A 23,281-nucleotide genomic window follows, 5' to 3' on the forward strand; every position below is an offset into this window, starting at 1 on the left:
GTGTAGAGCCGTTGCAGCTCTACCTGCATCTCCCGTCGTGTCATCTCGTCGCGAGCACCGAAAGGTTCGTCGAGCAGCCTCACAGCAGGTGCGAGGGTGAGCGCACGCGCCAACGAGACGCGCATCTTCATTCCGCCCGACAACGCGTTGGGCAGTTGTTTCGCGAAGTCCGCCAGTCCCACTGCGCGAATTGCCTCGTCGGCGCGCAATTTTCGGGCTGCTTTGTCGCCGCCACCGAGTTCGGCGGACAATTCGACGTTGGCCTGCACGGTTCGCCAGGGGAGGAGAGTCGGCTCCTGGAAGATGAAGCCAACTGATTCGGTGTCGAGGGCAACCGCGCCGCTGGTCGGTCGCTCGAGGCCGGCCGCCATGCGCAACAAAGTCGACTTGCCGCAGCCGGAGGGTCCGACCACGGCGACGAAGTCTCCTCGCTCCACGTTCAGATCGATGCCGTCCAGCGCGACAGTGCCGGTATCGAACTTCTTGACGACATCGGAAAAGACCATCTGCATCGGTGCGGTGAGCTTGCGAGCGTCGGCATCCTGCATCGTGTTCGCGAGTTCCATCTGAGCCTCCGGTTCAATAATGCATGCAAAAGTTCTTCAAGATGTATGAACCATCTTGAATTGCATGTATGTCGACTAGATTGCTGAATGTAAATGTGAGGTGACATTGCAGGTGAAGCGAGAATCCTGGTTGCGCGTTACCTGATGGAAACAACTAGTCGATTGCATGTAATCCATGTGCTGCAGAGTGTGCACATCGGATCACCCTTCTTGGTTCGCCCACATCCCAATTGTTTTCACGAAGGAGACGCTGTGTATTCAAATCGCAAGGTGCATTCCAATCGCAGAAGTGTGGGAGCGGCGGGCGCGGCACTGGCCATGTGCGCAGCCATCGGATTGACTGCGTGCAGCTCCAGTGAGGCTGAGACGGCCAAGGCTGAATCTCTCGAACCAGCTGCCGAGGCTCAGAACCTAGCGGGTCTCTGTCCGGAAAACGTTGTGGTTCAACTCCAATGGCAGCCACAGTCGGATATGGGAGCGCTCTTCGAGATGCTTGGTCCCGGCTATTCGGTCGACACCGACGACAAGTCCGTCAGCGGGACTCTTGTCGCCGGAGGGAAGGACACCGGAGTCGACTTGACCTTGCGGGCCGGGGGACCGGCAATCGGGTTCCAATCCGTCAGTTCCCAGATGTACGTCGATGATTCGATCACTCTCGGCTTGGTGCACGGCGATCAGGTGATCGCGGCAGCGGCAAGTCAGCCCGTTGTGGCCGTCACGCCATTGCTCAAGTACAGCCCGGCAATCCTCATGTGGGACAAAGAGTCTCATCCGGAATGGGCGAGTGTTGCCGATATCGGCAAGTCCGACGCGAGTGTCGTCGTTTCCAAGGAGCAACTGTTTCCGCAGTGGCTCGTGGCGAAAGGCCTACTGAAGCAGTCTCAGCTCGACACGAGCTACGACGGAGCTCCCTCGCGATTTGTCGGTGACCCGACCATCGCTCAGCAAGGATTCGCGAATTCGGAACCGTACACGTACGAGAAGGAGACGCCGGCGTGGGACAAGCCGGTTTCCTATGACCTGCTGAAAGATTCGGGTTTCGACATCTACGCGTCCAATGTTTCCGTTCGTGCCGACAAGGTCGAGACACTCTCCCCGTGTTTGAGCAAGCTGGTTCCGATCATTCAGCAGGCCACCGCGGACTACATCACTGCGCCGGATACGGCGAATGCTGCCATTGTCGACGTCGTCTCGCAGGACGTGTCGTTCTCTCCCTACACCGAGGGTGAAGCAGCGTTCAGTGCCCAACTCTTGAAGGAGAAGGGCCTGATCGCGAACGAGGCGGACGGATCCGTCGGCACGTTCGACATGACGCGCGTCGCTCACACCGTCGAAGAACTGAAGCCCATCCTGAACGCCGGGGGAGCGGCGATACCGCAGTCATTGACTGCAGAAGAGATCTACACCGACAAGTTCACCGATCGGTCCATCGGAATCCGCTGAAGGAGCTGACAGCAAATGACGTACGACATGACAGAACTCAACCGCGAGACCCGCATGGGTGGCCTGGGCACGGAGACCACCGACCGCGAGGTCCGAAGAATCGATCTCTCGGATTTCGAGAACCGGCGCAGCGAGATCGCCGAGGAGTTGTGGTCGGCAGCGACCGACATCGGATTCTTCCAAATCGTCAATCACGGGATCGATCTGGACCAGGTCCGCGAGGCTTTCGCGGCGGCCGAGCGATTCTTTGCACTGCCCACTGAGGTCAAAGCGCAGTATCCGCTCAAGAAGGGTTTCAACTCCGGCTGGGAGAGCATGACGCAGGTGCGTCCGTCCATCGGAACACCTGATCAGAAAGAGTCCTATCAGGTGACCCGCCCGCATATGGGTGATCTGTGGCCCACTGCAGACGAATTGGGCGGATTCCGCGAAACGATCCTGGACTTCGAAGCCAAGTGCTGGGGCATTGCGATGGACCTGTTGTCGTGCTTCGCCGAGAAGCTGGGATTCGAACGAGACTTCTTCACCAGGGCACATGACCCGTCGGTGGACACCTACCAGAGCACGCTGCGACTACTCCACTACTTCCCCCTTGCCGCCGACGCAGATGTCGAAGGGATGTGGCGTGCCGGAGCACACACCGATTTCGATTGCCTGACATTGCTTTTCCAGCGTGACGGTCAGGGCGGTTTGCAACTGTGCCCGGGCAAGGAGATGGACACCCAGGAATGGACGTCGGTGGTGCCGGCTGAGGAAGCGATCACCTGCAACATCGGCGACATGCTGATGAGATGGAGTGATGACGTCCTGCCGTCGAATTTTCATCGGGTCAAGAGTCCCGGAGTCACCGACTATCGGGGAGCCCGCTACAGCCTCGCGTTCTTCGCTCAGGCGAACCGCGACGTGACCATCGAGGGGCCGGCGGGCAAGTACCCGCCGATCACTGCCGAGGACTACATCGACCAGCGAGTGCGCGCGAACTTCGCGCGTTGATCCGTATCCGTTCCGTCACACACTTTCAGGAGAACTGGCGATGACTACCGCGCCCAAGAACATGACCGACGCGATCATCCGGGACGTGACGTTGTACAGCGGCGGGCAATGGCTGACCGGCCACGACGTCGTCGTCTCGAATGGGGTGGTCGAATCGATCGAGAAGTCGACCGGCACCGCCACACCTGGAAGTGTGGACGGATCGGGGGCGTATCTGATCCCTGGCTTCGTCAACACCCATACGCACCTTCAGCAGTCACTGATGCGTGGGATCGCCGAAGGGACACCGCTTCTCGAATGGCTTCTCGCGGTCGCAGAAGAGTCGGTTCAGATCACGCCGGAGCGCGCATACACGGCCACTGTCGCAGCCTCGCTGGAGGCATTGCGCAGCGGTACGACCACCCTGGTCGAACACATGTGGCCGCATCCGTCCAGCGAGGTTCACGACGCTGTGATCCGGGCGTTGCACGACACCGGGATTCGTGCCGTACTGGGACGCGGAACCGCAGACCGGGCGGACAAGACGAGGAAGTGGGGCTTCGATCCGCGGCTCATGCAACCACTCGGAGACGTTCTCGCACATACGGATCAGATGATGCGCGACGTCGCAGGTTCCCGCGTCGACGTGGCAGTCGCGGTACCGAACCCACGTTCGCTGACCCCGGATGGGATGTCCGAAGTGCGTGAGTTCGCGCAGGCTCGCGACCTGACGGTCTCGATTCACCTGCTCGAGACGCAGACCGACAACACGATGTGTACCGAACACGCGGGCATGAACGCGGTCGACTACCTGGATTCCCATGGGTTCTTGTGGGACCGGGTGCTGGCGGTCCACTGCGTCGAACTCGACGACCGTGGTCAGAAGGTGCTGGCGGAGCGCGGCGTCGGAGTGTCGTACAACCCCGTCAGCAACATGCGCCTCGGTAGCGGAATCGCGCCCGTCCCGAGTTTCCTCGACGCGGGGATCGCGGTGGGGTTGGGTGTGGACGGCGCAGCCAGCAACGACACTCAGGACATGCTCGAGACGCTGCGCACCGGCGCCTACGTGCAGCGAGCCGCGCGCGGCCGCGCCGACCTGCTCGGCTTCGAAGCCATGATCGACATCGCATCCGGCGGTGCAAACGCAGCACTCGGTCTGCCGGCCAGGTCCGGCGGGATCTCCGTGGGCGATCCCGCCGACCTCACCATGATTCGGTTCGAACGCGACTTCGGTTGCCTCCCGGTGCGAGATCCGGGCGCGTCCATTCTCACGACGGGCAGTCGTCAGATAGTGGACACGGTGTTGGTTGCGGGCGAGGTCGTGCTCCGCGACGGGCACTCCACTCGCGTCGACGAGGCGGAATTGATCCGCACGCTCAGCGCTTTGTGACTGTGCTCAGTCTTCGCTGATCTCCATCTCGATCAGGACGCGGCGCAACAGCTTTCCGGTGGCGTTGCGGGGAAGTTCGTCGATGAAGACGATCTCGCGGGGAACCTTGTAGCGCGCGAGATTCGACCGGACGTGATCCTTCAGCTCGTCGGAGTTCTGGTCGGCGCCGTGGGCGACGACCACAAACGCTCGCAGGCGGTGCCCGAAGTCGGCGTCCTCGACTCCGATGACTGCCGCTTCCAAGACGTCCTCGCGATCGGCGAGCAGGTTCTCGACTTCGAGCGGGTAGACGTTCTCGCCACCGGAGACGATCATGTCGTCGTCGCGGCCGTCGACGAAGAGGAGGCCGTTGGCGTCGAAGTGTCCCACGTCGCCGGTCGAGAGAAGTCCGTCGATGCGTTCCTTGTCACGCCCGTCGGTGTATCCCTCGAAGCTCAGTCCGCTGGCGACGAAGATCCTGCCGATCGTGTGTGGGGTGGTGATCTTCTTGTTGTTCTCGTCGAACAGTTCGACGTGACAGGTCACCGGAGCGCGGCCCGCGGTTCCCGGCGCAATGGTCAGATCCTCGGGAGTCGCGACGGTGGCCACTGCGACCTCGGTGGATCCGTACAGGTTGTAGAGGACGTACCCGAACGAGGCCGTGACTCGCTTGCACAGGTCGGGTGAGAGTGACGAACCTGCCGAGAAGATGATCTTCAGGTTCGACGTGTCGTACTTGGACAGCACGTCGGGACCGAGGTCGATGATGCGAGTGAGCATCGTCGGGACCACGACCAGACTGTCGCACTTGTACTGGGCGACAAGTTTGATCGTGTTCTCCGGATCGAACTTTCGATGCATGACGACGGTCTGGCCGAGCGCCAACGCGAGAGCGAACTGCGAGACACCGGTTCCGTGGAAGGCGGGGGCCGCCATCATCATTGTCTGTCCGCGGCGCAACGGCACGCGGTCGAGGAACTGCGCCGACGCGAGAGGGGAGGTGTGGCCACGCGGCGCACCCTTGGGAGTTCCCGTTGTGCCGCTGGTGAGGAGGACGAAGCCACCGTTCTTCTCGGGTGCCGGCACCGACGACGTGGTGCGTCCGGCGATGGCCTCGTCGAGAGTGGCTGCCATGGAACCGTCAGCGGCCGTGCCCTCTGGCCAGGAACGATAGACGACGACGTCGTCCGGCAAGGCATCGGCGATGTCCGCGAACTCGTCGTCGTAGACGAAGGCGACCACCTTCTCACGCGCTGCGACGTCCACGAGTTGGGGCCGAGCGAAGCCCGTGTTCATGAGAACGAGCTTCGTTCCGTTCTTCGCTGCTGCCAGCATGGTCAGGACCAAACCTCGATGGTTACGGCACATCGCACCCATGACGGAGTCGGAGGTGATGCCGTCGGCCTGCCACGCCCGGACCAACGCGTTGCTCTGACGCTCGAGCTCGGCATAGGTGATGGGTCCGCGCTCGTCGATGATCGCCACCGCGTCGTAGCCGTTCTCGGCGTGTGCATGGACCGGCCCGGCAAAGGGTCCGTACTTGTCCACGGCTGCAATGGATTTGAGTCCGCGATCGAGGCGAGGGAACGGGACGAGTCCGGCTCGGAACATGACCCCCGCCGCGCCGATGGTGTCAGTGACCTTGGTGACCAATCCGGGCATACGTGAACCTCTTCCGAGCGTCGTTGTAGGACTGATTACACACTAATGCGCAATCTGGTTTCGGTGGTGAAGTTTCACGATGGCGACCGAGCACTCCGCCCCGCCACCTCGAAAGGTGGCGGGGCGGAGTGTTTCGGGATCTGGTCCGTGCGACCGTCACTTCAGTTCGACCGTCACTTCAGTTCGGCGGAAGACTTTCCGAGCAGGCGGCGTGCGACGATCAGCTGCTGGATCTGCTGGGTGCCCTCGAAGATGTCGAGAATCTTCGAGTCGCGGCCCCACTTCTCGAGCAACGGGCGCTGCGAGTAGCCGTAAGTGCCGGCCAACTCGACTGCCTTGAGCGTCACGTCGGTGCCGGTGCGGCCGGCCTTCGCCTTGGACATGGACGCTTCGAGCGAGTTCGGCTTCTTGTTGTCGGCCATCCACGCCGCGCGCAGAGACAGCAGGTACGCGGCCTCCCAGTCGGCTTCCAAACGGATGAACTCGGCTGCAGCTGCATGCTGGTTGTAGACCGGTGTGTCGTAGGAGATCTCGACACCGGCTTCGGTCAGGATGCCGCGCAGTTCTTCGAGAGCTGCGCGTCCGACGCCGACGGCCATGGCTGCAACGAGGGGCCGGGTGTTGTCGAACGTCTGCATGACGCCGGCAAAGCCCTGCTCCACGTTGACCTCCGGGCTGCCGAGGATGTTGTCCGCGGGAATGCGGCAATCCTGGAGCAGGAGTACTGCGGTGTCGGAGGCCTTGATGCCCAGCTTGTGCTCGAGGCGAGCAACGCTCAGGCCCGGTGCGTCACGCGGAACGACGAACGACTTGATGGCCGCTCGGCCCTTCGACTTGTCGACCGACGCCCACACGACGATGTGCGTCGAACGCTCACCGGCGGTGACGAAGATCTTCTCGCCGTTGAGAACCCACTCGTCGCCGTCGAGAACGGCGGTGGTGGTCACTGCGGCGGAGTCGGAACCGAAACTCGGTTCGGTGATGGCCATCGAGGCCCACACCTTGCCGAAACGTTCGAGCTGTTCGTCGGTTGACACTGCGGCGATCGCGGCGTTGCCGAGCCCCTGGTAGGGGATCGAGAGCATGAGTCCGACGTCGCCCCAAGATGTTTCGAGCGAGTTGAGGAGCGCAGACATGTTGCCGCCGTTGGCGTTGCCGCCCTTGGCGCTCGCATCTGACCGTCCACCGCTGGCACCGCCGATGTCTCCACCGGAATCGGAGAGGCCTTCGACCATGGCGGCCATGGTGTCGAGCTCGACGGGGTACTCGTGCTCGGCAAGATCGTATTTACGTGAGATGGGTCGGAAGATCTGCGCCGCGACCTGATGTGCCTGGTTCGCTGATGCTTTGAGCTTCTTGGGAAGTTCGAGGTTGATCATCGTGGTTCTCCTGGAAGTTCAGCGGCGTCAGATGAGGACGATGCCCTCGGCAACGCCGATGGCACGGAGGTCGCGGTACCAGCGCTCGACCGGGTGTTCCTTGGTGAACCCGTGTCCACCGAGGAGTTGCACACCGTCGAGGCCGATCTGCATGCCCTTCTCGGAAGCCAGCTTCCGGGCCAGAGCGGATTCGCGAGCGAAGGACAAGCCCTGCTCGGCGCGTGAAGCGCCCCGAAGCGTGACCAGACGCAGTCCGTCGAGTTCGATGCCGATGTTGGCGACCATGAAGGCAACCGCCTGGCGGTGGCTGATCGGCTCGCCGAACGCTTCGCGCTCGTTGACGTACGGAATCACGTAGTCGAGAACTGCCTGGCTGGTTCCGACGGCCATGGACGCCCAACCGAGGCGAGCCAGGCGAATCGCGTCGGCGTATTCGGCCTTGCGCTGCTCGGCGTCACCGTCGCCGAGCAGTGCGGACTCCGACACAGCGACATCGGTGAGGATCAGGCGACCCAGGCCTGCGGCGCGCAGACCCATGCTGGGATCTGCTTCGACGACGAGTCCCTTGGTGTCGGATTCGACGATGAAGAAGGACGGCTTCCCGTCGAGTTCTGCGGCGATGACGAAGAGTTCGGACGTAGCCGCGGCGGGCACCAAGCTCTTGACGCCGTTGAGCTTGTAGCCGCTGGGGGAGCGAACTGCCTTGGTCTGCAGGGCAAACGGATCGAACAGTGCGCGTGGTTCGTTGACCACTACTGCTGCGCCGGGGACCTGCTCGCCGGTGAAGGCCGGAAGGTAGGTCTTCTGCTGCGCGTCGGTGCCCCACTGCGTCAGTGCGACCGCAACGCCGCTGGGTGCGAGGATCGGAAGTGCAAGCCCCATGTCTCCGTGCGCAAGTGCCTCGGCAACAAGAGAATTGGTGACTGCGCCGCGATCGGCAGCTGCTCCGTCGAGTTCTTCGGGAACGTTGATCAGCGTGATGCCGAGCTCGGCTGCGCGCTTGGAGAGATCGGCGGGTGCCTGCGCTGCGCCGTCGGCGTCGTGCGCTGCGGGACGCAGGATCTCGGCCGCGAACTCGCGCACGGTCTCGACGATCATCTTCTGGTCGTCGTCGGGGGTCAGATCGAAGTAGTCGGCGTTCTTGCTCGGGTTGTCGGGCAGGCGCTTGGGTGCGCCGTTGCCCGAGACCTTCTGGAATCCTCGAGTGGCGGCACCCAGGGTTTTGAAGCCCGTCTTGGTGCCCTCGTAGGTCACGCGATCGATGGTCTGACGCAGATTGAACTTCTCGGCCAGTTCCGAACCGGTGATCTTGGTAAGCACACGCATGGCTGCGCCCATGGCGTCGCGTTTGATCGGGTTCAGGCCGACGGCGGACGTGTCGCGGGGCGCACCCTTGGCGCCGCCGCGCTGCGCGCCCGATTCGCTGCGCTGAGCGCTCTTGTCGGGGGCAACACTGTCTTGCTTGGTCATGATCACCAGCTGTTTCTCGGTGTTGGGGCGTTGGACGATCCTTATCTTACTCATCAGTAAGGTCTGTTGTCGAGAAACCGCGAAATGATGCGCGTCATAGGCTCGAGGGGTGAACCGGACAGAGGTGCCAGATCGGATACAGCGGTACGTGCGCTACACGCCGTTGGTGGTGGTCCCGTGCCTGTTGATCGCCAGCACGTATCCGGGGGAGTATCGAGTTCCCCTCACCTACTGGATACTGTCGATGCTGTCGGCGCTCGCCTTCGCCGTCGGCCGTCGATGGCCGGTCTTCGCGTCCCTGGTCATCTCGGCGCTCGCCGTTCCGATGTTCGTCGCCGACGCCTGGGGGCTGTCCGAGCTTGTTCCGTATCTCGGGGCGGTCGCCGTCGTCGACGTCACGATGCGGGCCGAGCGTAGAGAAATGGTTGCCGTATCGGCAGCAGGATGGTGCGGTTCGGTGCTCGCGGGGATCTGGTTCGAATCTCACGAAGCGTTCTGGTCTGTCACGACGGCTGTGAAAGTGCTTGCGTACGTGGGGTTGCCACTGCTGCTCGGGCTGTATCTACGCTCGCAGCGTGAATTGGCCGCGAACAATCTTGCGCAGACCCGCGCTGCAGAGCGCAGTGCGCTCGCCCGCGAACTGCACGACCTGGTTGCGCACCACATGGCATCGATCGTCCTGAGAATCGGCGTGGCTCAACATGTCTTGGCGCCCCAGGACGAGGCCGTGCGTGAGGTCCTCGCGGATGTGCGTGCGACGGCGTCGGATGCGCTGGCCGATATCCGTCGCCTCCTGGTCGCACTTCGTGATCCTTCGCTCGGTGAGGTCGCTCTGGTCGAGCCGGATGCCGTCGAGGCGGAAATCGAGGCGGCGATAGATCGTGTGCGTGCGGCGGGTTTCGAGGTGCAGGCAGTCTTCGATGCCCAGGAGAATGTCGAGTCAGGCGCAGCCGATCTCGACGCGATCGGGAGGCTGACGTTGTTGCGGGTGATTCAGGAATCACTGACCAACGTCATGAAGCATGGCGACAAGAAGGGGCTGGTATCGGTCTCGGTCGGTCGTGAAGACAACCGGGTGCATGTCAGGGTTGTCAACGACGTCGAGGGATCGCCTCGGAGTGCAGGTCATGGCCTGGTGGGAATGCGGGAGCGTGCGGAGTTGGTCGGCGGCGAGATGACCGCGGGCACCAACAGTGACGGGAAATGGGAAGTGCACGTGAGTATTCCACTCGTTGTCTCGGGCGGTGTCTCGTGATCAGCGTGCTGATCGTCGACGACCAGCGACTGGTGCGCGCCGGTTTGCGGATGCTGTGCGCGGCAGCCGAGGACATGACCGTGGCCGGTGAGGCGTCGAACGGCGTCGAGGCGGTAGCACTCGCTGCCGAATTGGATCCCGACGTGATTCTGATGGACTTGAGAATGCCTGGGCTGGACGGGATCGGCGCCACGCAGCAGATCGTCAAGGCCGGTCGTCGAGCGCGCATCCTCGTGCTGACCACCTTCGACGACGACGATCATCTGTATCCCGCACTCGCCGCGGGGGCTTCGGGATTCTTCGTCAAGGACACCGAACCCGCCGAGTTGCTCGGTGCCATTCGGCGGATCGCCGAGGGCGAGATGGTGTTCACTCCGGAACTTCTCCGCCGCGTTGTGGATCGAGCGGTGATCGGTGGTATCGCAGACACTGCTGCGACGGAGAAGGTTCCGTTGACCGATCGCGAATCGCAGGTCCTCGCGCTGGTGGCAGAAGGGAAGAGCAATCAGGAGATCGCGGACACGCTGCATCTGGGTGTGACCACAGTGAAGACACACGTGGCGAACCTGATGTCGAAGACCGGTTGCGACAATCGGGTTCGCCTCGCTGTGTACCACTTGCAGAACTTTCAGTGACCGGAGTGCGAACCAGGCATCGGCATGTCCATCGGCATGTCCATCTGCATCGGAGCCGCCTTCTGTCCCGGTTCGAGGACGAGGAATTGGCCCATCATCCCTTGGTCCTCGTGCATCAGCAGGTGGCAGTGGAACATGTACGGGAAGGTGGGATCGGTGTACTCGGACCACTGCAGTGCGACGCGAACCCTGCTGCCCGGCGGTGTGTAGACGGTGTCCTTGAGTCCGCGCAAGTGCGGCGGGGGAGTGCGACCGTCGACGTCGAGGATCTGGAACTGTACGTCGTGGACATGGAAATTGTGTGGCCAGTTGTCCTTGTTGGTGATCGTCCACACCTCGGTCGCGCCGACCTCGGCCTCGAAGTCGATGCGGTTCATGTCCATTCGTTGCCCGTTGATCATGTACCACTGCAGATCGAAGGTTCGGGAAACGCTTGCCTTCGACGGATCCAGACGCGGCAGTACGGCCAACTGCGCCGGGAGAGTCGACCGTGACGCGCGGCTGGCAACGCCCCGCAGTTCGATGATGTCGAAGCGGTCGTTCATGCCGAAGTTCTCGGCGTCGGAGGAACTCACGCCACCGCCGTCCTCGATCGGGAACGACACCAGTGTGGTCGTCGCACCGGGGTCGACGCGAACCACGATCTCGGCTCGTTCGCCGGGGCTGAGCTGAATCCGCTTGATCGCAATAGGTGATTCGAGCAGTCCGCCGTCGGTGGCAATCAGATCGAACGTGCGGTCGTCGGGGAACCCCAGGTTGTAGAGACGGCCGGAAGAGCCGTTCAGAATGCGTAACCGGACGACCCCGGTGGTGACGTCGAGGTAGGCGTCGGAGATGCCGTTGGTGACGATCGTGTCGCCGAGCAGGCCTATGTCGGTCGGATCCGATTCGTCGAAGCTGCCGTCGGCGAGGAATCGACGATCCTGGATGATCAGCGGAACATCGTCGACACCATAGGTTTTGGGGATGTCCAACGCCCGCGTGTCGGCGTCGTCGATCAGGAACAGTCCGGCGAGACCGCGCTGCACGTGCCGTTCGGTGGATCCGTGCGGGTGTGGGTGATACCAGAGCGTCGACGCCGACTGGCCGATCGTCCACGCCGGTTCCCAGCGTCCGCCGGCTTCGATGGTCTGGTGCGGGCCGCCGTCGTATCGGGCGGGCAGATGCATGCCGTGCCAATGGACGGTCGTGGGCTCTGCCAGTGTGTTGTCGATCGTGAATGCGACAGATTCTCCGCGTTCGGCGCGGACGGTCGGCCCCAGAATGGATCCGTTGAAACCCCAAGTGTCGGTGAGTTTTCCCGCGACGATCTCGGTGGTCCCGGCACCGGCACGAAGTGTGAAGTGGCGAACACCGGCGTCGTCGACGGTGGATTCGGCAAGCGGCGGAATCGGTAGCGGACGCGAAGTTCCGGCCACCGCCAACGTGGCGCTCTTCGCTGCCGGGTCGGCGCCGCAGCCCACCGCGAGCCCGAGGGGCGCTGCGGCCAGACCGAACAGAATCGTGCGCCTGGAAATCCGGTTCATCGTTCTCCTGGAAGTAGTGCGTGATCAACTACTTCCAGTCAACGGGCCGAGATGTCGTGCCGAATCCTGCCGACGGGCCTGTCGGAACTCCTCCCTCGGACCCTTGCGGCGGGTGGGATGTTCTGGTACTCGGGTGTTACCGCAGGCGGGCCAGAACGTCTTCGTGCAGCAGTCCGTTGGTGGCGACCGCGCTGCCGCCGTGCGGACCTGCGCCGCCGTCCAGATCGGTGAACGCGCCGCCGGCCTCACGGACCAATACGTCGAGCGCTGCCAGATCCCACAGGGACACCTCGGGTTCGGCAGCAATGTCGACGGCGCCTTCGGCCACGAGGCAGTAGGAGAAGAAGTCCCCGTAACCGCGCACGCGCCAGACGTGGTCGGTGAGTTCGACGAACTGATCGCGAATTCCGCGGTCCTTCCACCCCGAGAGGCTCGAGAAGCTCAGGCTCGCTGACTCGCTGCGATCGACGGCGGATACCTGGATCGCCCGCGCATCACTGTCCCCGAAGGACGTATGTGCACCCAAACCTGTTGCAGCCCACCATCGCCGATTCAGTGCAGGTGCGCTCACGACGCCGACGACCGGGACGCCGTCCTCGAGCAAGCTGATCAGCGTGGCCCACACCGGTACGTTGCGGACGAAGTTCTTGGTCCCGTCGATGGGGTCGACAACCCACTGTCTGCCCTCGAAGACTGCGTCGCCGCCGAATTCCTCGCCGAGTACGGAATCCGCAGGACGATGCTCACCGAGCGTCGCGCGCACTGCTCGCTCGACAGCCAGATCGGCGTCGGAGACGGGGGTGAGGTCCGGCTTGTCGTCCACTCGAAGGTCGAGGGCGCCGAAGCGGGCGCGAGTGATCGCGTCAGCCTCGTCGGCGATACGGAGGGCGAGTGCGAGGTCGGATGCGCGATCGGTCACGGGTACACAACCTACCGGCTCAATCGGGGAGGACCTCGTTCAGCTTTCCGGTTGCGACGTCGAAGACGAATCCGCGTAGGGAGGTCGTCGCGGTGACGAACGGACTGTTCTCGACGCGCTTCAACGACTGACGGACGTCCTCGTCGATGTCGGGAAACGATTCGGCAGCCCAATTTGGTTTGATGCCGATCTCGTCCTGGATGGATCGCTTGAAGTCGTCGTCGGTGAACGTCAGCATTCCGCAGTCGGTGTGGTGGATGAGGATGATCTCGGTAGTTCCCAGCAGACGCTGGCTGATGGCCAGGGATCGGATCTCGTCGTCGGTGACGACTCCACCCGCATTGCGGATGACGTGCGATTCGCCTTCCTTGATTCCCAGCACCCGATAGACGTCGATGCGGGCGTCCATGCAGGCGAGTACGGCGACGTGTTTGCTGGGTGGGAGGGGGAGCGGTCCGGTGAACTGCTCGGCGTAGGCGGCGTTGTTCTGCAGGTATTCGTCGGTGACAGTCATCGTTCCAGTAGGTTCCCTCGGAGCGACGTTGGCAAGGCTTCCAGTCCCGGTGATCCCAATACGTGACGGGCGGCAGGGCCGAGGTCGGCACCCGGTAGCCTTGAGAACCGTGCATCCCGACGTAATTGCAGACCTGAACGCCCTCGACACCACCCTTCGCACCTGCGAATCGGTTGTGGACGTCGAGGAGCTGCGCCGACGCATCGACGAGCTCGAGCACCAGGCAGCCGACCCGGGTCTGTGGAACGACCAGGAACACGCCCAGCAGGTCACGAGCCAGCTCTCCCACGCGCAGGCCGAGCTGCGCCGGATCGTGGCACTACGCGAGCGACTCGACGAGATGCCGATCCTCTACGAACTGGCAGAAGACGAAGGCCCCGACGCGGTGGCCGACGCCGACGCCGAGCGCGCGAGCCTGCGAGACGACATCGCGGCGATGGAAGTCAAGACCATGCTCTCGGGCGAGTACGACGAGCGCGACGCGCTCATCAACATCCGCTCCGGTGCCGGCGGTATCGACGCTGCAGACTGGGCCGAGATGCTCATGCGTATGTACATCCGCTGGGCGGAGAAGCACGACTACGGCGTCGAGGTCTACGACACGTCGTACGCCGAAGAAGCCGGACTCAAGAGCGCGACGTTCGCGATCAAGGGCCCGTACACGTACGGCACGCTGTCTGTCGAGATGGGCACCCACCGGCTCGTTCGCATCAGTCCCTTCGACAACCAGGGGCGTCGTCAGACGTCGTTCGCCGAGGTCGAGGTACTGCCGGTCGTCGAGACGACCGACCACATCGAGATCAACGAGAACGACATCCGCGTCGACGTCTACCGCTCGTCCGGTCCCGGCGGCCAGTCGGTCAACACGACGGACTCCGCCGTTCGACTCACACACATCCCGACGGGAATCGTCGTCACCTGTCAGAACGAGAAGTCGCAGCTCCAGAACAAGGTGTCGGCGATGCGCGTCCTGCAAGCCAAGCTGCTCGCGGTCAAGCGTCAGGAAGAGCGCGCCGAGATGGATGCGCTCAAGGGCGACAGCGGCAGCTCGTGGGGCAACCAGATGCGCTCCTATGTTCTGCATCCGTACCAGATGGTCAAGGACCTGCGTACCGAGTACGAGGTCAACAACCCGTCGGCAGTGCTCGACGGCGACATCGACGGGTTCCTCGAGGCCGGCATCCGCTGGCGCATGAGCGAGAACCAGTCCGCATAGCGTTCGGATACCGAAAGGCACGATGACTTTACTTCGACCTGGGCAGAACCTGCTCGATTGGCTTCAAACCACCGGTTTGTCCGTCCTCATGACCGTGCTCGGGGCGATGATTCTCGCCCGGTTGGTCAGTTGGGGAGGCAACAAGGTCACCGACCAGATCGACTCCAACTATCAGTTGGGCGATGCGCTGGTTCGTTCCGAGGCGACCAAGCATCGTCACTCGGTCGCGCAGGTCATCACCTGGGTGGTCATCACGTTCATCTACGTGATCGCGACGCTGAAGGTTCTCGACCAACTGAACCTGCCGATCGGAAGTCTCGTCGCGCCGGCGACCGTTCTCGGTGCGGCGCTCGGTTTCGGTGCACAGCGCGTCGTGCAGGACATTCTTGCCGGTTTCTTCATCATCACCGAACGTCAGTACGGCTTCGGTGACACCGTCCGGCTTGCGATCACCGGCTCCTCCGACGACGCCGAGGGTGTCATCGAGGACGTGACCCTGCGCGTGACGCGGATGCGGAACTCCGACGGCGAGGTCATCACCGTTCCCAACGGCCAGATCGTGAAAGCGACCAACCTGTCCAAGGATTGGGCACGCGCCGTCATCGACGTTCCGGTTCCGGCGACCGCCGATCTCACCCGGGTCAACGAGGTGCTTCGCCAGGTCGGAGTCGACGCGATGGCCGACCGCGGACTCAAGAAACTGCTGCTCGACGAGCCCACGGTCATGGGCGTCGAAAGCCTGGAGGTCGATCAGGTCAACGTGCGGATGGTCGCGCGCACACTCCCTGGCAAACAGTTCCAGGTCGGACGCGCTCTTCGCGTCCGCGTCGCCGCAGCACTGCGACGTCAGGGGATCACGGTGTCACCGGATCTGCACACCGTACGGACCGAGGAGGCGAGCGAATGACCGATCAGGAACCGCGCCGCGGACTCGACCGACTGTTTCACCTGGACTGGCTCCCGTCCCGGATTTTCGGCGGCCGGATGCGAACCTCTACCTTCATTCTCATCGTGGCGTGGATATTGACGTATCTGTTGCATACGTATCTCAATCCTGAGGACCCGACCGCAGTGACACCACCGCCCAGCGTGGACACGTCGCAGACCGAGCCTTACGTCGCGCCCTCGGTCAAACCGTCGACGACGACCCCCGTGCCGTCCTCGACCGAGCCGACGACTACGTCCGAGACCCAGTCTCCGGAATCGAGCACGGGCAGCTCAGGTTCTCCGACGCCGACTTCGGGTCCCGCGCCTGCGCCGGGCAACGCCGAACAGTCCGCGACCACGGTGCCGACCACTCCGGCGACGACGACCGTTCCCCAACCTGGCGCGGCGATGCAGGCACCGACGTCTGTGCCGCAGTCACCCGCGACCACCGGTACCGGATAAGGACGAGGGTGCTCGCGCGTGGCGCCAAGGTCACCGTTAGATAACGGCTAGACTGGCTAGTTGTGATCAGCATGAAGAATGTGTCGAAGTCCTACAAGGCCTCCACCAGGCCGGCGCTCGACAAGGTCAGTGTGGAGGTGGAGAAGGGGGAGTTCGTCTTCCTCATCGGGCCCTCCGGCTCCGGCAAGTCGACGTTCATGCGGTTGCTGCTCAAGATGGAGTCGCCCACGTCCGGCGACATCGAGGTCGCGGATTTCCACGTCAACAAGTTGGCGGCCCGCCGCGTGCCGAAGCTTCGCCAGAGCATGGGCTGTGTGTTCCAGGACTTCCGCTTGCTTCAGCAGAAGACGGTCTCCGAGAACGTGGCCTTTGCGTTGGAAGTCATCGGCAAGCCCCGCAACGTCATCGCGCGCACTGTGCCCGAGGTTCTCGACATGGTCGGTCTGGCCGGCAAAGCCGATCGACTGCCCACCGAACTTTCCGGCGGTGAGCAGCAGCGCGTCGCCATCGCCCGCGCATTCGTGAACCGCCCTCTCGTGCTGCTCGCCGACGAGCCCACCGGCAACCTGGACCCCGAAACGAGCCAGGACATCATGCTGCTGCTCGAGCGGATCAACCGCACCGGCACCACCGTCGTGATGGCGACCCACGATCACCACATCGTCGACTCCATGCGTCGACGCGTCATCGAACTCGATCTCGGCAAGGTGACCAGAGACGAAGCGCGGGGTGTGTACGGCGTCGGCAGGTAGCGCCGACTACGACCACACGTCCCGTACGCCCACCGGTTGTCGTGAAACAACCGGCCTCTCGAAAAGGAATCGGATTCCCCGATGCGCGCCAGCTTTATTTTCAGCGAAGTCCTGACCGGCCTACGCCGCAACATCACGATGACCATCGCCATGATCTTGACGACGGCGATCTCCCTCGGACTCTTCGGCGGTGGTCTGCTGGTCGTGCAGATGGCAGGCAAGACCCAGCAGATCTTCCTCGAACGAGTCGAGGTGCAGATCTTCCTGACCGACGACATCTCTTCGGCCGATCCCGGTTGCGAGCAGGAGATCTGCAGTTCGTTGCGCAAGGAACTCGAGCAGACTCCGTCCGTCGTCGCGGTTCAGTACCTCAACCGCGAAGACGCCGTGAAGGACGCCACCGAGCGCGTGTTCAAGGACCAGCCCGAACTGGCAGCCCTGGTGAGCCCCGACAGCTTCCCGGCGTCGTTCAAGGTCAAGCTCAGTGACCCGGAGCGGTTCGGCGTCATCAACGACACCTTCGGTTCGAGGCCCGGCGTCGAGAGTGTGCTCAATCAGCGCGAGTTGGTGGACCGACTGTTCAGCGTGCTCGGTGGAGTGCGCAACGCAGCGTTCGCGATCGCGATCGTCCAGGCGATAGCGGCCATCCTGCTCATCGCCAACATGGTCCAGATCGCCGCGTTCACGCGGCGTACCGAGGTCAACATCATGCGGTTGGTCGGCGCGACGCGGTGGTACACCCAGCTTCCGTTCCTCCTCGAAGCCGTCGTGGCGGCCTTGATCGGTGCGGTGCTCGCCATTGCCGGACTGTTCACGGCGAAGAACGTCTTCATCGACGGGGTCCTGTCCGACGTCTACGAAGCAAACATCGTGGCGCGGATATCCAACAGTGACGTGCTGTTCGTCTCGCCGATCCTCGTACTTGCCGGTGTCGGAATGGCCGCGGTGACGGCGTACGTGACGCTGCGTCTGTACGTCCGCGAATAATCGGTTTGCACGAGCTTCTATGCTGGAACAGCAAGAACCATTCGACAGCAAGACAGCGGACTGAGAGGCCCGGACAGTGAAGGAAAAGGGCCGCAAGGTCATTGCGACCAATCGCAAAGCACGCCACAACTACACGATCATCGACACCTACGAGGCCGGCATCGCTCTCGTCGGGACCGAGGTCAAGAGTCTGCGTGAAGGCAAGGCGTCGCTCGTCGACGCGTTCGCCACGGTGGACAACGGCGAAGTGTGGTTGCGCTCGTTGCACATTCCGGAGTACACGCAAGGCACGTGGAACAACCATTCGCCACGTCGTACCCGAAAGCTCCTGCTGCACAAGCGTGAGATCGAGCACCTCGTCGGCAAGACCCGCGAGGGAAATCAGACGCTGGTCCCGCTGTCGATGTACTTCAACGACGGCAAGGTCAAGGTCGAACTCGCACTGGCAAAGGGTAAGCAGGACTACGACAAGCGCCAGGACATGGCCAAGCGCACCGCCGAGCGCGAGGTGACCCGCGAGCTCGGTCGTCGTATCAAGGGCATGCGCTGACCTCCATCCTGCTTGCCCTCGTGGCGGCAGTTGCCTACGGAGTCAGCGACTTCGTCGGGGGAGTTGCGTCACGACGAGTTGCCGCACTGCGTGTGGTGATCGTCTCGTATCCACTCTCGCTCGTCATCGTTCTGATCGCAGCACCTTTCGTATCCGGGACGCTGACGCCGAACGGTCTGATCTGGGGTGCGATCGCGGGCGTCACGAGTGGTCTGGCGGTCTGGTGGTTCTATCTTGCGCTGGCAACCGGCCCCATGTCGGTGGTCTCGCCGCTGACAGCTGTTCTGGTGGCGGGCATTCCGGTGCTCGTCGGCTTCGCTTTCGGTGAGCGGCCGGGGTTGATCGCGTACCTGGGTATTGCCGTCGCGCTGGTCGCCGTCGTCCTGGTCAGCCGCGAGTCGCCTGACGACACGGCGGGTGAGGTTGCCGGCGGAATCACCCTCCGCTTCACCAGACAAGTGGCTCTTCTGACCGTCGGAAGCGGTGGCGCATTTGCACTCTCGTTCATCGCACTTCACCAGATCGGCGAGGGCAGCGGACTGTGGGCGTTGGCCGTATCGCGGGGCGCTGCGACCGTCGTGGTGTGGTTGGTCGCGCTGGCGGCCGGTCACTTCGTTCTCCCACGAGGCGAGCCACTCAAGCTCGCGGTGTATGTCAGCGTCCTCGACGTCGTCGCGAACGGGACGATGATCTACGCCTTCCAAGGCGGAATGCTTTCACTGGTCAGCGTGATCGGTTCGCTGTATCCGGCTGCGACAGTTCTGCTCGCCATGGTGATGCTGGGCGAGCGGGTAAGCCGCGTGCAACAAGCGGGAATGCTGTTGGCGCTGGCGGCAGTCGGCATGATTGCCGTCGCGGGCGCCTAGATTTTTTTCGAGTTCCAGCGTTTTCAGTTCCAGCGTTTCAGCCGCGTCTGTCGGCCGGCGCTGCGCGTAGGTGAACCCGCTCGCCCTGTTTTCCGAAGAGGCTGATCGCCTCGGCCGGCCGGCCGTCGGCAGCACTGATGCGGTGCGGGATGTGCGTGTCGAACTCGGCGGCCTCGCCTGCGCCCATGATGAAATCCCGGTCGCCGAGTTGGAGTCGGATGCGCCCGGACAGAACGTAGACCCACTCGTAGCCCTCGTGGGATCCCGGTTCGCGATCGTCGTCGGTGGGCGAGATGATCATCTTGTAGGCCTGCAGATTGCCGGGTTGACTGGTCAGCGGAATGACCGTCATACATCCGACCGTTCGAGGTTCTTCTCGAACGCGGGGGTCCTTGATCTTGCTGTTCACCAGGTCGTCCAACGGGACGCCGTGTGCCTTGGCAATCGGCAGCAGCAACTCCAAGTTGGCTCGGCGAGTACCGGATTCGAGTCTCGACAGTGTGCTGACGCTGATATCGGTGGTCTCCGACAAATCGGCCAGGGTCATGTCGGACTGTTGGCGCAACGCACGTAGGCGAGGGCCGATGCCGGCTAGTACGGCTTCGAACGATGTTTCGGTCATGCACTCATTTTGCCAAAGTGGCAACAGTGTTTGTCAAGACTGCGTTCTCTTGTCATTCTGGATTAATGACGCAGAACTCATTCGACGTAGCAGTAATCGGAGCCGGTGCGGCAGGCCTCAACGCCGCACTCATTCTCGGTCAGGCACGCAGGTCCGTGATCGTTTTCGACAACGGATCGCCACGGAACGCGGCCGCCGACCACATGAACGGATTCCTCTCCCGTGACGGCATGAACCCGGCAGAATTGTTGACCATCGGCCGAGGTGAGGTCCGCAAATTCGGCGGCGAGTTCCATGACGGCACCGTTGTCTCGGTGACACGGGACGGCGAGAAATTCTCGGTAGAACTGGCTGACGGCAGCAAGATTCAGGTGCGCAAGGTGCTTGTTTCGACGGGTCTGACGGACCGCCTACCGGTAGAACTCGAAGTCTTCGGCGAGCGTTGGGGCCGCGATGTGTTGCACTGCCCGTACTGCCACGGGTACGGCGTGCGTGATCAGTCGCTCGGCGTGATCGCCAAGAGCGCGGAATTTGCGATGCACCAGGCGCTCATGGTTCGCCAGTGGTCCGATGACGTGGTTCTCTTCCTTCATCGCATCACCGAACTGAGTTCCGAAGATCGGGAAAAGCTTGCGGCTCGCGGTATTTCGATCGTCGAGGGTGAGGTTGCCGGTCCCGTCGTCGAGGATGATCGGTTGGTGGGCGTGCGGTTGGCCGACGGCAGTGTGGTCGCGCGTTCGGCGGTCTTTGTCGGTGGCGCCCTCACGATGGACCCCAACGATGCGATCTTGCGCGCATTCGGTGCGCAGCGCGCCGAGACGATGATGGGCGATTTCGTCACAGTCGACATGATGGGGGCTACAAGCGTGCCCGGCGTGTTCGCCGCGGGCAATGTCGTGGACCCGGGTGCCCAGGTCATCATGGCCGCAGCCGCCGGGGCGAAGGCCGGAGCGGGGATCAACATGATGTTGACCAACGACGACCTCGGGGTTGCACTCGCGCTTCGCAGTTGAATTGTGCGTAGCGTGGGGTGATGGACGCAGTGAGAGTGTTGATCACGGGTGCGACCGGATACATCGGCGGACGTCTTGCCCCTCGCCTGGTCGAAGAGGGTCATCGAGTTCGAGTGGTGGTGCGCAGCCCGGAGAAACTACGCGATGTTCCCTGGCACGATTCCGTGGAGATCAAGCGCGGGGATCTGACCGACAGTGCCACCCTCTCAGGTGTTTTCGACGATATCGACGTGGTCTACTACCTCGTTCACGCCATGGGTGGGGGAGGGTCGTTCTCGGATATCGACAAGCGAAGCGCGGAGAACGTCGCCGCCGCTGCCCGCGATGCGGGGGTGCGACGGATCGTCTACCTGGGCGGGCTTCATCCCTCCGACCGAGAGTTGTCGACTCACTTGCAGTCCCGGCTCGAAGTCGGTCGGATCCTGCTCGACTCCGAGGTTCCGACGGTTGTGTTCCAAGCTGGAGTGGTGATCGGATCGGGTTCGGCGTCCTTCGAAATGGTGCGCCACTTGACCAATCGACTTCCGGTGATGACCACACCCAAGTGGGTGCACAACAACATTCAGCCGATCGCAGTGCGTGACGTACTCCACTATTTGATCGCAGCCGCGGCGACGACGCCGGAGGTCAACCGCGCCTTCGACATCGGTGGGCCCGATGTCATGCAGTACGGCGAGATGATGAACACCTACGCCGACGTCGCAGGATTGGTACGCCGACGCATCCTCGTCTTGCCGGTCCTCACCCCGCGTCTGGCAGGTCACTGGGTGGGATTGGTCACGCCGATCCCACAGGGCTTGGCGATGCCACTGATCGAATCACTGCAGAACGACGCGGTGATGCACAACCACGACATCGACGACTTCATCCCGCCTCCCGCTGAGGGCCTCACGCCGTACCGGGAAGCTGTGCGTTTGGCGCTTCGCAAGATCGAGACCGGTGAGGTGGAGACGGCGTGGTCCGGTGCGACGATCGCGGGAGCGCCGTCCGATCCTCTTCCGTCCGACCCGGACTGGGCAGGGGAGGCAGTTTACGTAGACCACCGCGAACGTGACTGTGCTGCGGATCCGAAAACCCTCTGGTCGGTCGTCGAGTCGATCGGCGGCGAGAATGGTTGGTATTCATTCCCTTTGGCGTGGGCCATCCGGGGGTGGATGGACCGCGCGGTCGGCGGGGTCGGACTGCGCCGAGGTCGACGCGATCCCCGTCGGCTCAACACCGGTGCAGCCCTGGACTTCTGGAGGGTCGAAGAAATCGACCGAGGCAAGTTGCTCCGTCTGCGAGCCGAGATGAAGGTCCCCGGCGGAGCATGGTTGGAGTTGCGAGTATCAGAAGGCCCAGCCGGTGCCGACGGACGGCCGGTGGGTTCGCATCTCGATCAGCGTGCGGTCTTCTTCCCTCGCGGGCTCGCAGGTCGGGCGTACTGGTATTCGATCCTGCCTTTCCATGGAGTCGTCTTCCAGGGGATGATCACCAACATCACTGGTGCCGCCGAGCGTGAGATGGCTGCAGTGCAGGAAACGGCTGGGGTGCAGGAATCAGCTGGGGCGAAGGACACGGAAAGTGCCGCCGATTAATTGGTATGACTTCCGAACTTCGGCGCGTTATAGTGAATAGCCCCACGAAAGACGCGGGGCACACACGGGGCTGAACGGTTTCGACTGCGTGTGTTGAGTTAGGGGAAGCGTGTCGGTGCAGGCAAGAGACCACCGTAAGCGTCGCTGCAAACCTATAAGCGCCGATTCCAATCAGCGCGACTACGCTCTCGCTGCCTAAGTAGCGAAGCGTGTCTGTCAGCCCGGGGTTGCCCTCGACCCGGTTCCTGGCATCAGCTAGAGGGCTTTACTGTTCGGCTCGGTCACGGAGTCGAATGGGACATCAAACAGTGACTGGGATCGTCATCCTGGCTTGTTCGCGAGACTGGGAGATCCAAGTAGAGACTTAGCGAACTGCACACGGAGAAGCCCTAGCGATTCAACGTAGGACCCGGGTTCAATTCCCGGCAGCTCCACAAGGCCAGGTCAGAGGATGTTTCGACACTCTCGGACCTGGCCTTCTTTTTGTCGGTCCACCGTTACTCCACACTTTGGATTTCATGATTTCCTGGTGATCGCGCCGTCGAGTGCGTCCGCTGCGGCGGTGTGCACCCGCCCTCGACCGTAGTAGACATCTTGGG

At 62.7% G+C, this 23,281-nt stretch carries 22 protein-coding genes and 1 other RNA gene; 14 read left to right on the forward strand and 9 right to left on the reverse strand.

What is annotated here, in order from left to right:
- A partial coding sequence (locus tag RWT78_RS17425) for an ATP-binding cassette domain-containing protein (RefSeq protein ID WP_314676939.1) occupies positions 1-566 on the reverse strand: 566 nt, incomplete at its 3' end.
- Positions 567-818: 252 nt separating this feature from the next.
- Here RWT78_RS17425 and RWT78_RS17430 point away from each other — a divergent pair.
- Genes RWT78_RS17430 through RWT78_RS17440 form a run of 3 tightly spaced genes read left to right on the forward strand, consistent with a single transcriptional unit; the run spans position 819 to position 4,371 of the window.
- Complete coding sequence (locus RWT78_RS17430; protein WP_007731279.1) at positions 819-2,009, forward strand: hypothetical protein; 1,191 nt, start codon at positions 819-821, stop codon at positions 2,007-2,009.
- A 15-nt stretch (positions 2,010-2,024) separates the two neighbouring features.
- A complete protein-coding gene (locus RWT78_RS17435; RefSeq protein ID WP_003942293.1) occupies positions 2,025-3,002 on the forward strand; it encodes an isopenicillin N synthase family oxygenase in 978 nt (325 codons plus the stop codon).
- A gap of 40 nt (positions 3,003-3,042) precedes the next feature.
- Complete coding sequence (locus tag RWT78_RS17440) at positions 3,043-4,371, forward strand: amidohydrolase family protein (RefSeq protein WP_064075173.1); 1,329 nt, start codon at positions 3,043-3,045, stop codon at positions 4,369-4,371.
- 6 nt (positions 4,372-4,377) lie between these two features.
- Here the strand turns inward: RWT78_RS17440 and RWT78_RS17445 are convergent, their stop codons facing one another.
- The 3 genes from RWT78_RS17445 to RWT78_RS17455 all read right to left on the reverse strand — a co-directional run bounded on the left by RWT78_RS17445 (position 4,378) and on the right by RWT78_RS17455 (position 8,867).
- Positions 4,378-6,012 (reverse strand): acyl-CoA synthetase, encoded by a 1,635-nt coding sequence (locus RWT78_RS17445; protein WP_314676942.1) that lies wholly within the window; start codon positions 6,010-6,012, stop codon positions 4,378-4,380.
- A gap of 173 nt (positions 6,013-6,185) precedes the next feature.
- Positions 6,186-7,391 (reverse strand): acyl-CoA dehydrogenase family protein, encoded by a 1,206-nt coding sequence (locus tag RWT78_RS17450; RefSeq protein WP_003942363.1) that lies wholly within the window; start codon positions 7,389-7,391, stop codon positions 6,186-6,188.
- A 27-nt stretch (positions 7,392-7,418) separates the two neighbouring features.
- Positions 7,419-8,867: an acyl-CoA dehydrogenase family protein gene (locus RWT78_RS17455; protein WP_003942317.1), complete on the reverse strand. Its 1,449-nt coding sequence runs from the start codon at positions 8,865-8,867 to the stop codon at positions 7,419-7,421.
- 103 nt (positions 8,868-8,970) lie between these two features.
- On the opposite strand from RWT78_RS17455, the gene RWT78_RS17460 reads away from it, so the two are divergent.
- Both RWT78_RS17460 and RWT78_RS17465 read left to right on the forward strand, forming a co-directional pair.
- The gene (locus RWT78_RS17460; RefSeq protein ID WP_314676945.1) at positions 8,971-10,116 is read left to right on the forward strand and encodes a histidine kinase; all 1,146 of its coding nucleotides are present in this window, start codon (positions 8,971-8,973) and stop codon (positions 10,114-10,116) included.
- Complete coding sequence (locus RWT78_RS17465) at positions 10,113-10,751, forward strand: response regulator transcription factor (protein WP_047271656.1); 639 nt, start codon at positions 10,113-10,115, stop codon at positions 10,749-10,751. The genes RWT78_RS17460 and RWT78_RS17465 overlap by 4 nt, the downstream gene beginning before the upstream one ends.
- Here the strand turns inward: RWT78_RS17465 and RWT78_RS17470 are convergent.
- The 3 genes from RWT78_RS17470 to RWT78_RS17480 all read right to left on the reverse strand — a co-directional run bounded on the left by RWT78_RS17470 (position 10,745) and on the right by RWT78_RS17480 (position 13,710).
- On the reverse strand, positions 10,745-12,277 hold the full coding sequence (locus tag RWT78_RS17470; protein ID WP_314676946.1) for a multicopper oxidase domain-containing protein: 1,533 nt from the start codon (positions 12,275-12,277) through the stop codon (positions 10,745-10,747). The genes RWT78_RS17465 and RWT78_RS17470 overlap by 7 nt on opposite strands.
- 136 nt (positions 12,278-12,413) lie before the next feature.
- Positions 12,414-13,196 carry a histidinol-phosphatase gene (hisN, locus tag RWT78_RS17475; RefSeq protein ID WP_003942301.1) on the reverse strand — a complete coding sequence of 261 codons (783 nt, stop codon included), beginning with the start codon at positions 13,194-13,196 and terminating at the stop codon, positions 12,414-12,416.
- 19 nt (positions 13,197-13,215) lie between these two features.
- Complete coding sequence (locus tag RWT78_RS17480) at positions 13,216-13,710, reverse strand: carbonic anhydrase (protein ID WP_314676948.1); 495 nt, start codon at positions 13,708-13,710, stop codon at positions 13,216-13,218.
- A 109-nt stretch (positions 13,711-13,819) separates the two neighbouring features.
- Here RWT78_RS17480 and prfB point away from each other — a divergent pair, with 109 nt between their 5' ends.
- Together prfB and RWT78_RS17490 are read left to right on the forward strand one after the other, a co-directional pair.
- Positions 13,820-14,926 (forward strand): peptide chain release factor 2, encoded by a 1,107-nt coding sequence (gene prfB, locus RWT78_RS17485; protein ID WP_003942364.1) that lies wholly within the window; start codon positions 13,820-13,822, stop codon positions 14,924-14,926.
- A 22-nt stretch (positions 14,927-14,948) separates the two neighbouring features.
- Entirely contained in the window at positions 14,949-15,833 is an 885-nt protein-coding gene (locus RWT78_RS17490) for a mechanosensitive ion channel family protein (protein WP_003942304.1), read from the forward strand.
- 205 nt (positions 15,834-16,038) lie between these two features.
- Here the strand turns inward: RWT78_RS17490 and RWT78_RS17495 are convergent, their stop codons facing one another.
- A complete protein-coding gene (locus tag RWT78_RS17495) occupies positions 16,039-16,302 on the reverse strand; it encodes a hypothetical protein (RefSeq protein WP_003942353.1) in 264 nt (87 codons plus the stop codon).
- A gap of 84 nt (positions 16,303-16,386) precedes the next feature.
- On the opposite strand from RWT78_RS17495, the gene ftsE reads away from it, so the two are divergent.
- The 4 genes from ftsE (at position 16,387) to RWT78_RS17515 (ending at position 19,470) form a co-directional block, all read left to right on the forward strand.
- Positions 16,387-17,067: a cell division ATP-binding protein FtsE gene (gene ftsE, locus RWT78_RS17500; protein WP_020969258.1), complete on the forward strand. Its 681-nt coding sequence runs from the start codon at positions 16,387-16,389 to the stop codon at positions 17,065-17,067.
- Positions 17,068-17,148: 81 nt separating this feature from the next.
- Complete coding sequence (ftsX, locus tag RWT78_RS17505; protein ID WP_003942367.1) at positions 17,149-18,054, forward strand: permease-like cell division protein FtsX; 906 nt, start codon at positions 17,149-17,151, stop codon at positions 18,052-18,054.
- A 76-nt stretch (positions 18,055-18,130) separates the two neighbouring features.
- Positions 18,131-18,604: an SsrA-binding protein SmpB gene (smpB, locus tag RWT78_RS17510; protein ID WP_003942330.1), complete on the forward strand. Its 474-nt coding sequence runs from the start codon at positions 18,131-18,133 to the stop codon at positions 18,602-18,604.
- A gap of 8 nt (positions 18,605-18,612) precedes the next feature.
- Complete coding sequence (locus RWT78_RS17515) at positions 18,613-19,470, forward strand: DMT family transporter (protein ID WP_073512801.1); 858 nt, start codon at positions 18,613-18,615, stop codon at positions 19,468-19,470.
- A 37-nt stretch (positions 19,471-19,507) separates the two neighbouring features.
- On the opposite strand, the gene RWT78_RS17520 is transcribed toward RWT78_RS17515, so the two are convergent.
- A complete protein-coding gene (locus RWT78_RS17520) occupies positions 19,508-20,092 on the reverse strand; it encodes a helix-turn-helix domain-containing protein (protein WP_007731290.1) in 585 nt (194 codons plus the stop codon).
- A gap of 65 nt (positions 20,093-20,157) precedes the next feature.
- Between RWT78_RS17520 and RWT78_RS17525 the strand changes: the two genes are divergently transcribed.
- The 3 genes from RWT78_RS17525 to ssrA all read left to right on the forward strand — a co-directional run bounded on the left by RWT78_RS17525 (position 20,158) and on the right by ssrA (position 23,119).
- On the forward strand, positions 20,158-21,105 hold the full coding sequence (locus tag RWT78_RS17525; RefSeq protein ID WP_314676950.1) for an NAD(P)/FAD-dependent oxidoreductase: 948 nt from the start codon (positions 20,158-20,160) through the stop codon (positions 21,103-21,105).
- 20 nt (positions 21,106-21,125) lie between these two features.
- Complete coding sequence (locus RWT78_RS17530; RefSeq protein ID WP_314676952.1) at positions 21,126-22,682, forward strand: SDR family oxidoreductase; 1,557 nt, start codon at positions 21,126-21,128, stop codon at positions 22,680-22,682.
- Positions 22,683-22,748: 66 nt separating this feature from the next.
- Positions 22,749-23,119, forward strand: a transfer-messenger RNA (tmRNA) gene (ssrA, locus tag RWT78_RS17535).
- The last annotated feature ends 162 nt before the right edge of the window (positions 23,120-23,281 follow it).

The sequence above is a fragment of the uncultured Rhodococcus sp. genome (genome assembly GCF_963525155.1).
Lineage (GTDB): Bacteria > Actinomycetota > Actinomycetes > Mycobacteriales > Mycobacteriaceae > Rhodococcus_F > Rhodococcus_F qingshengii.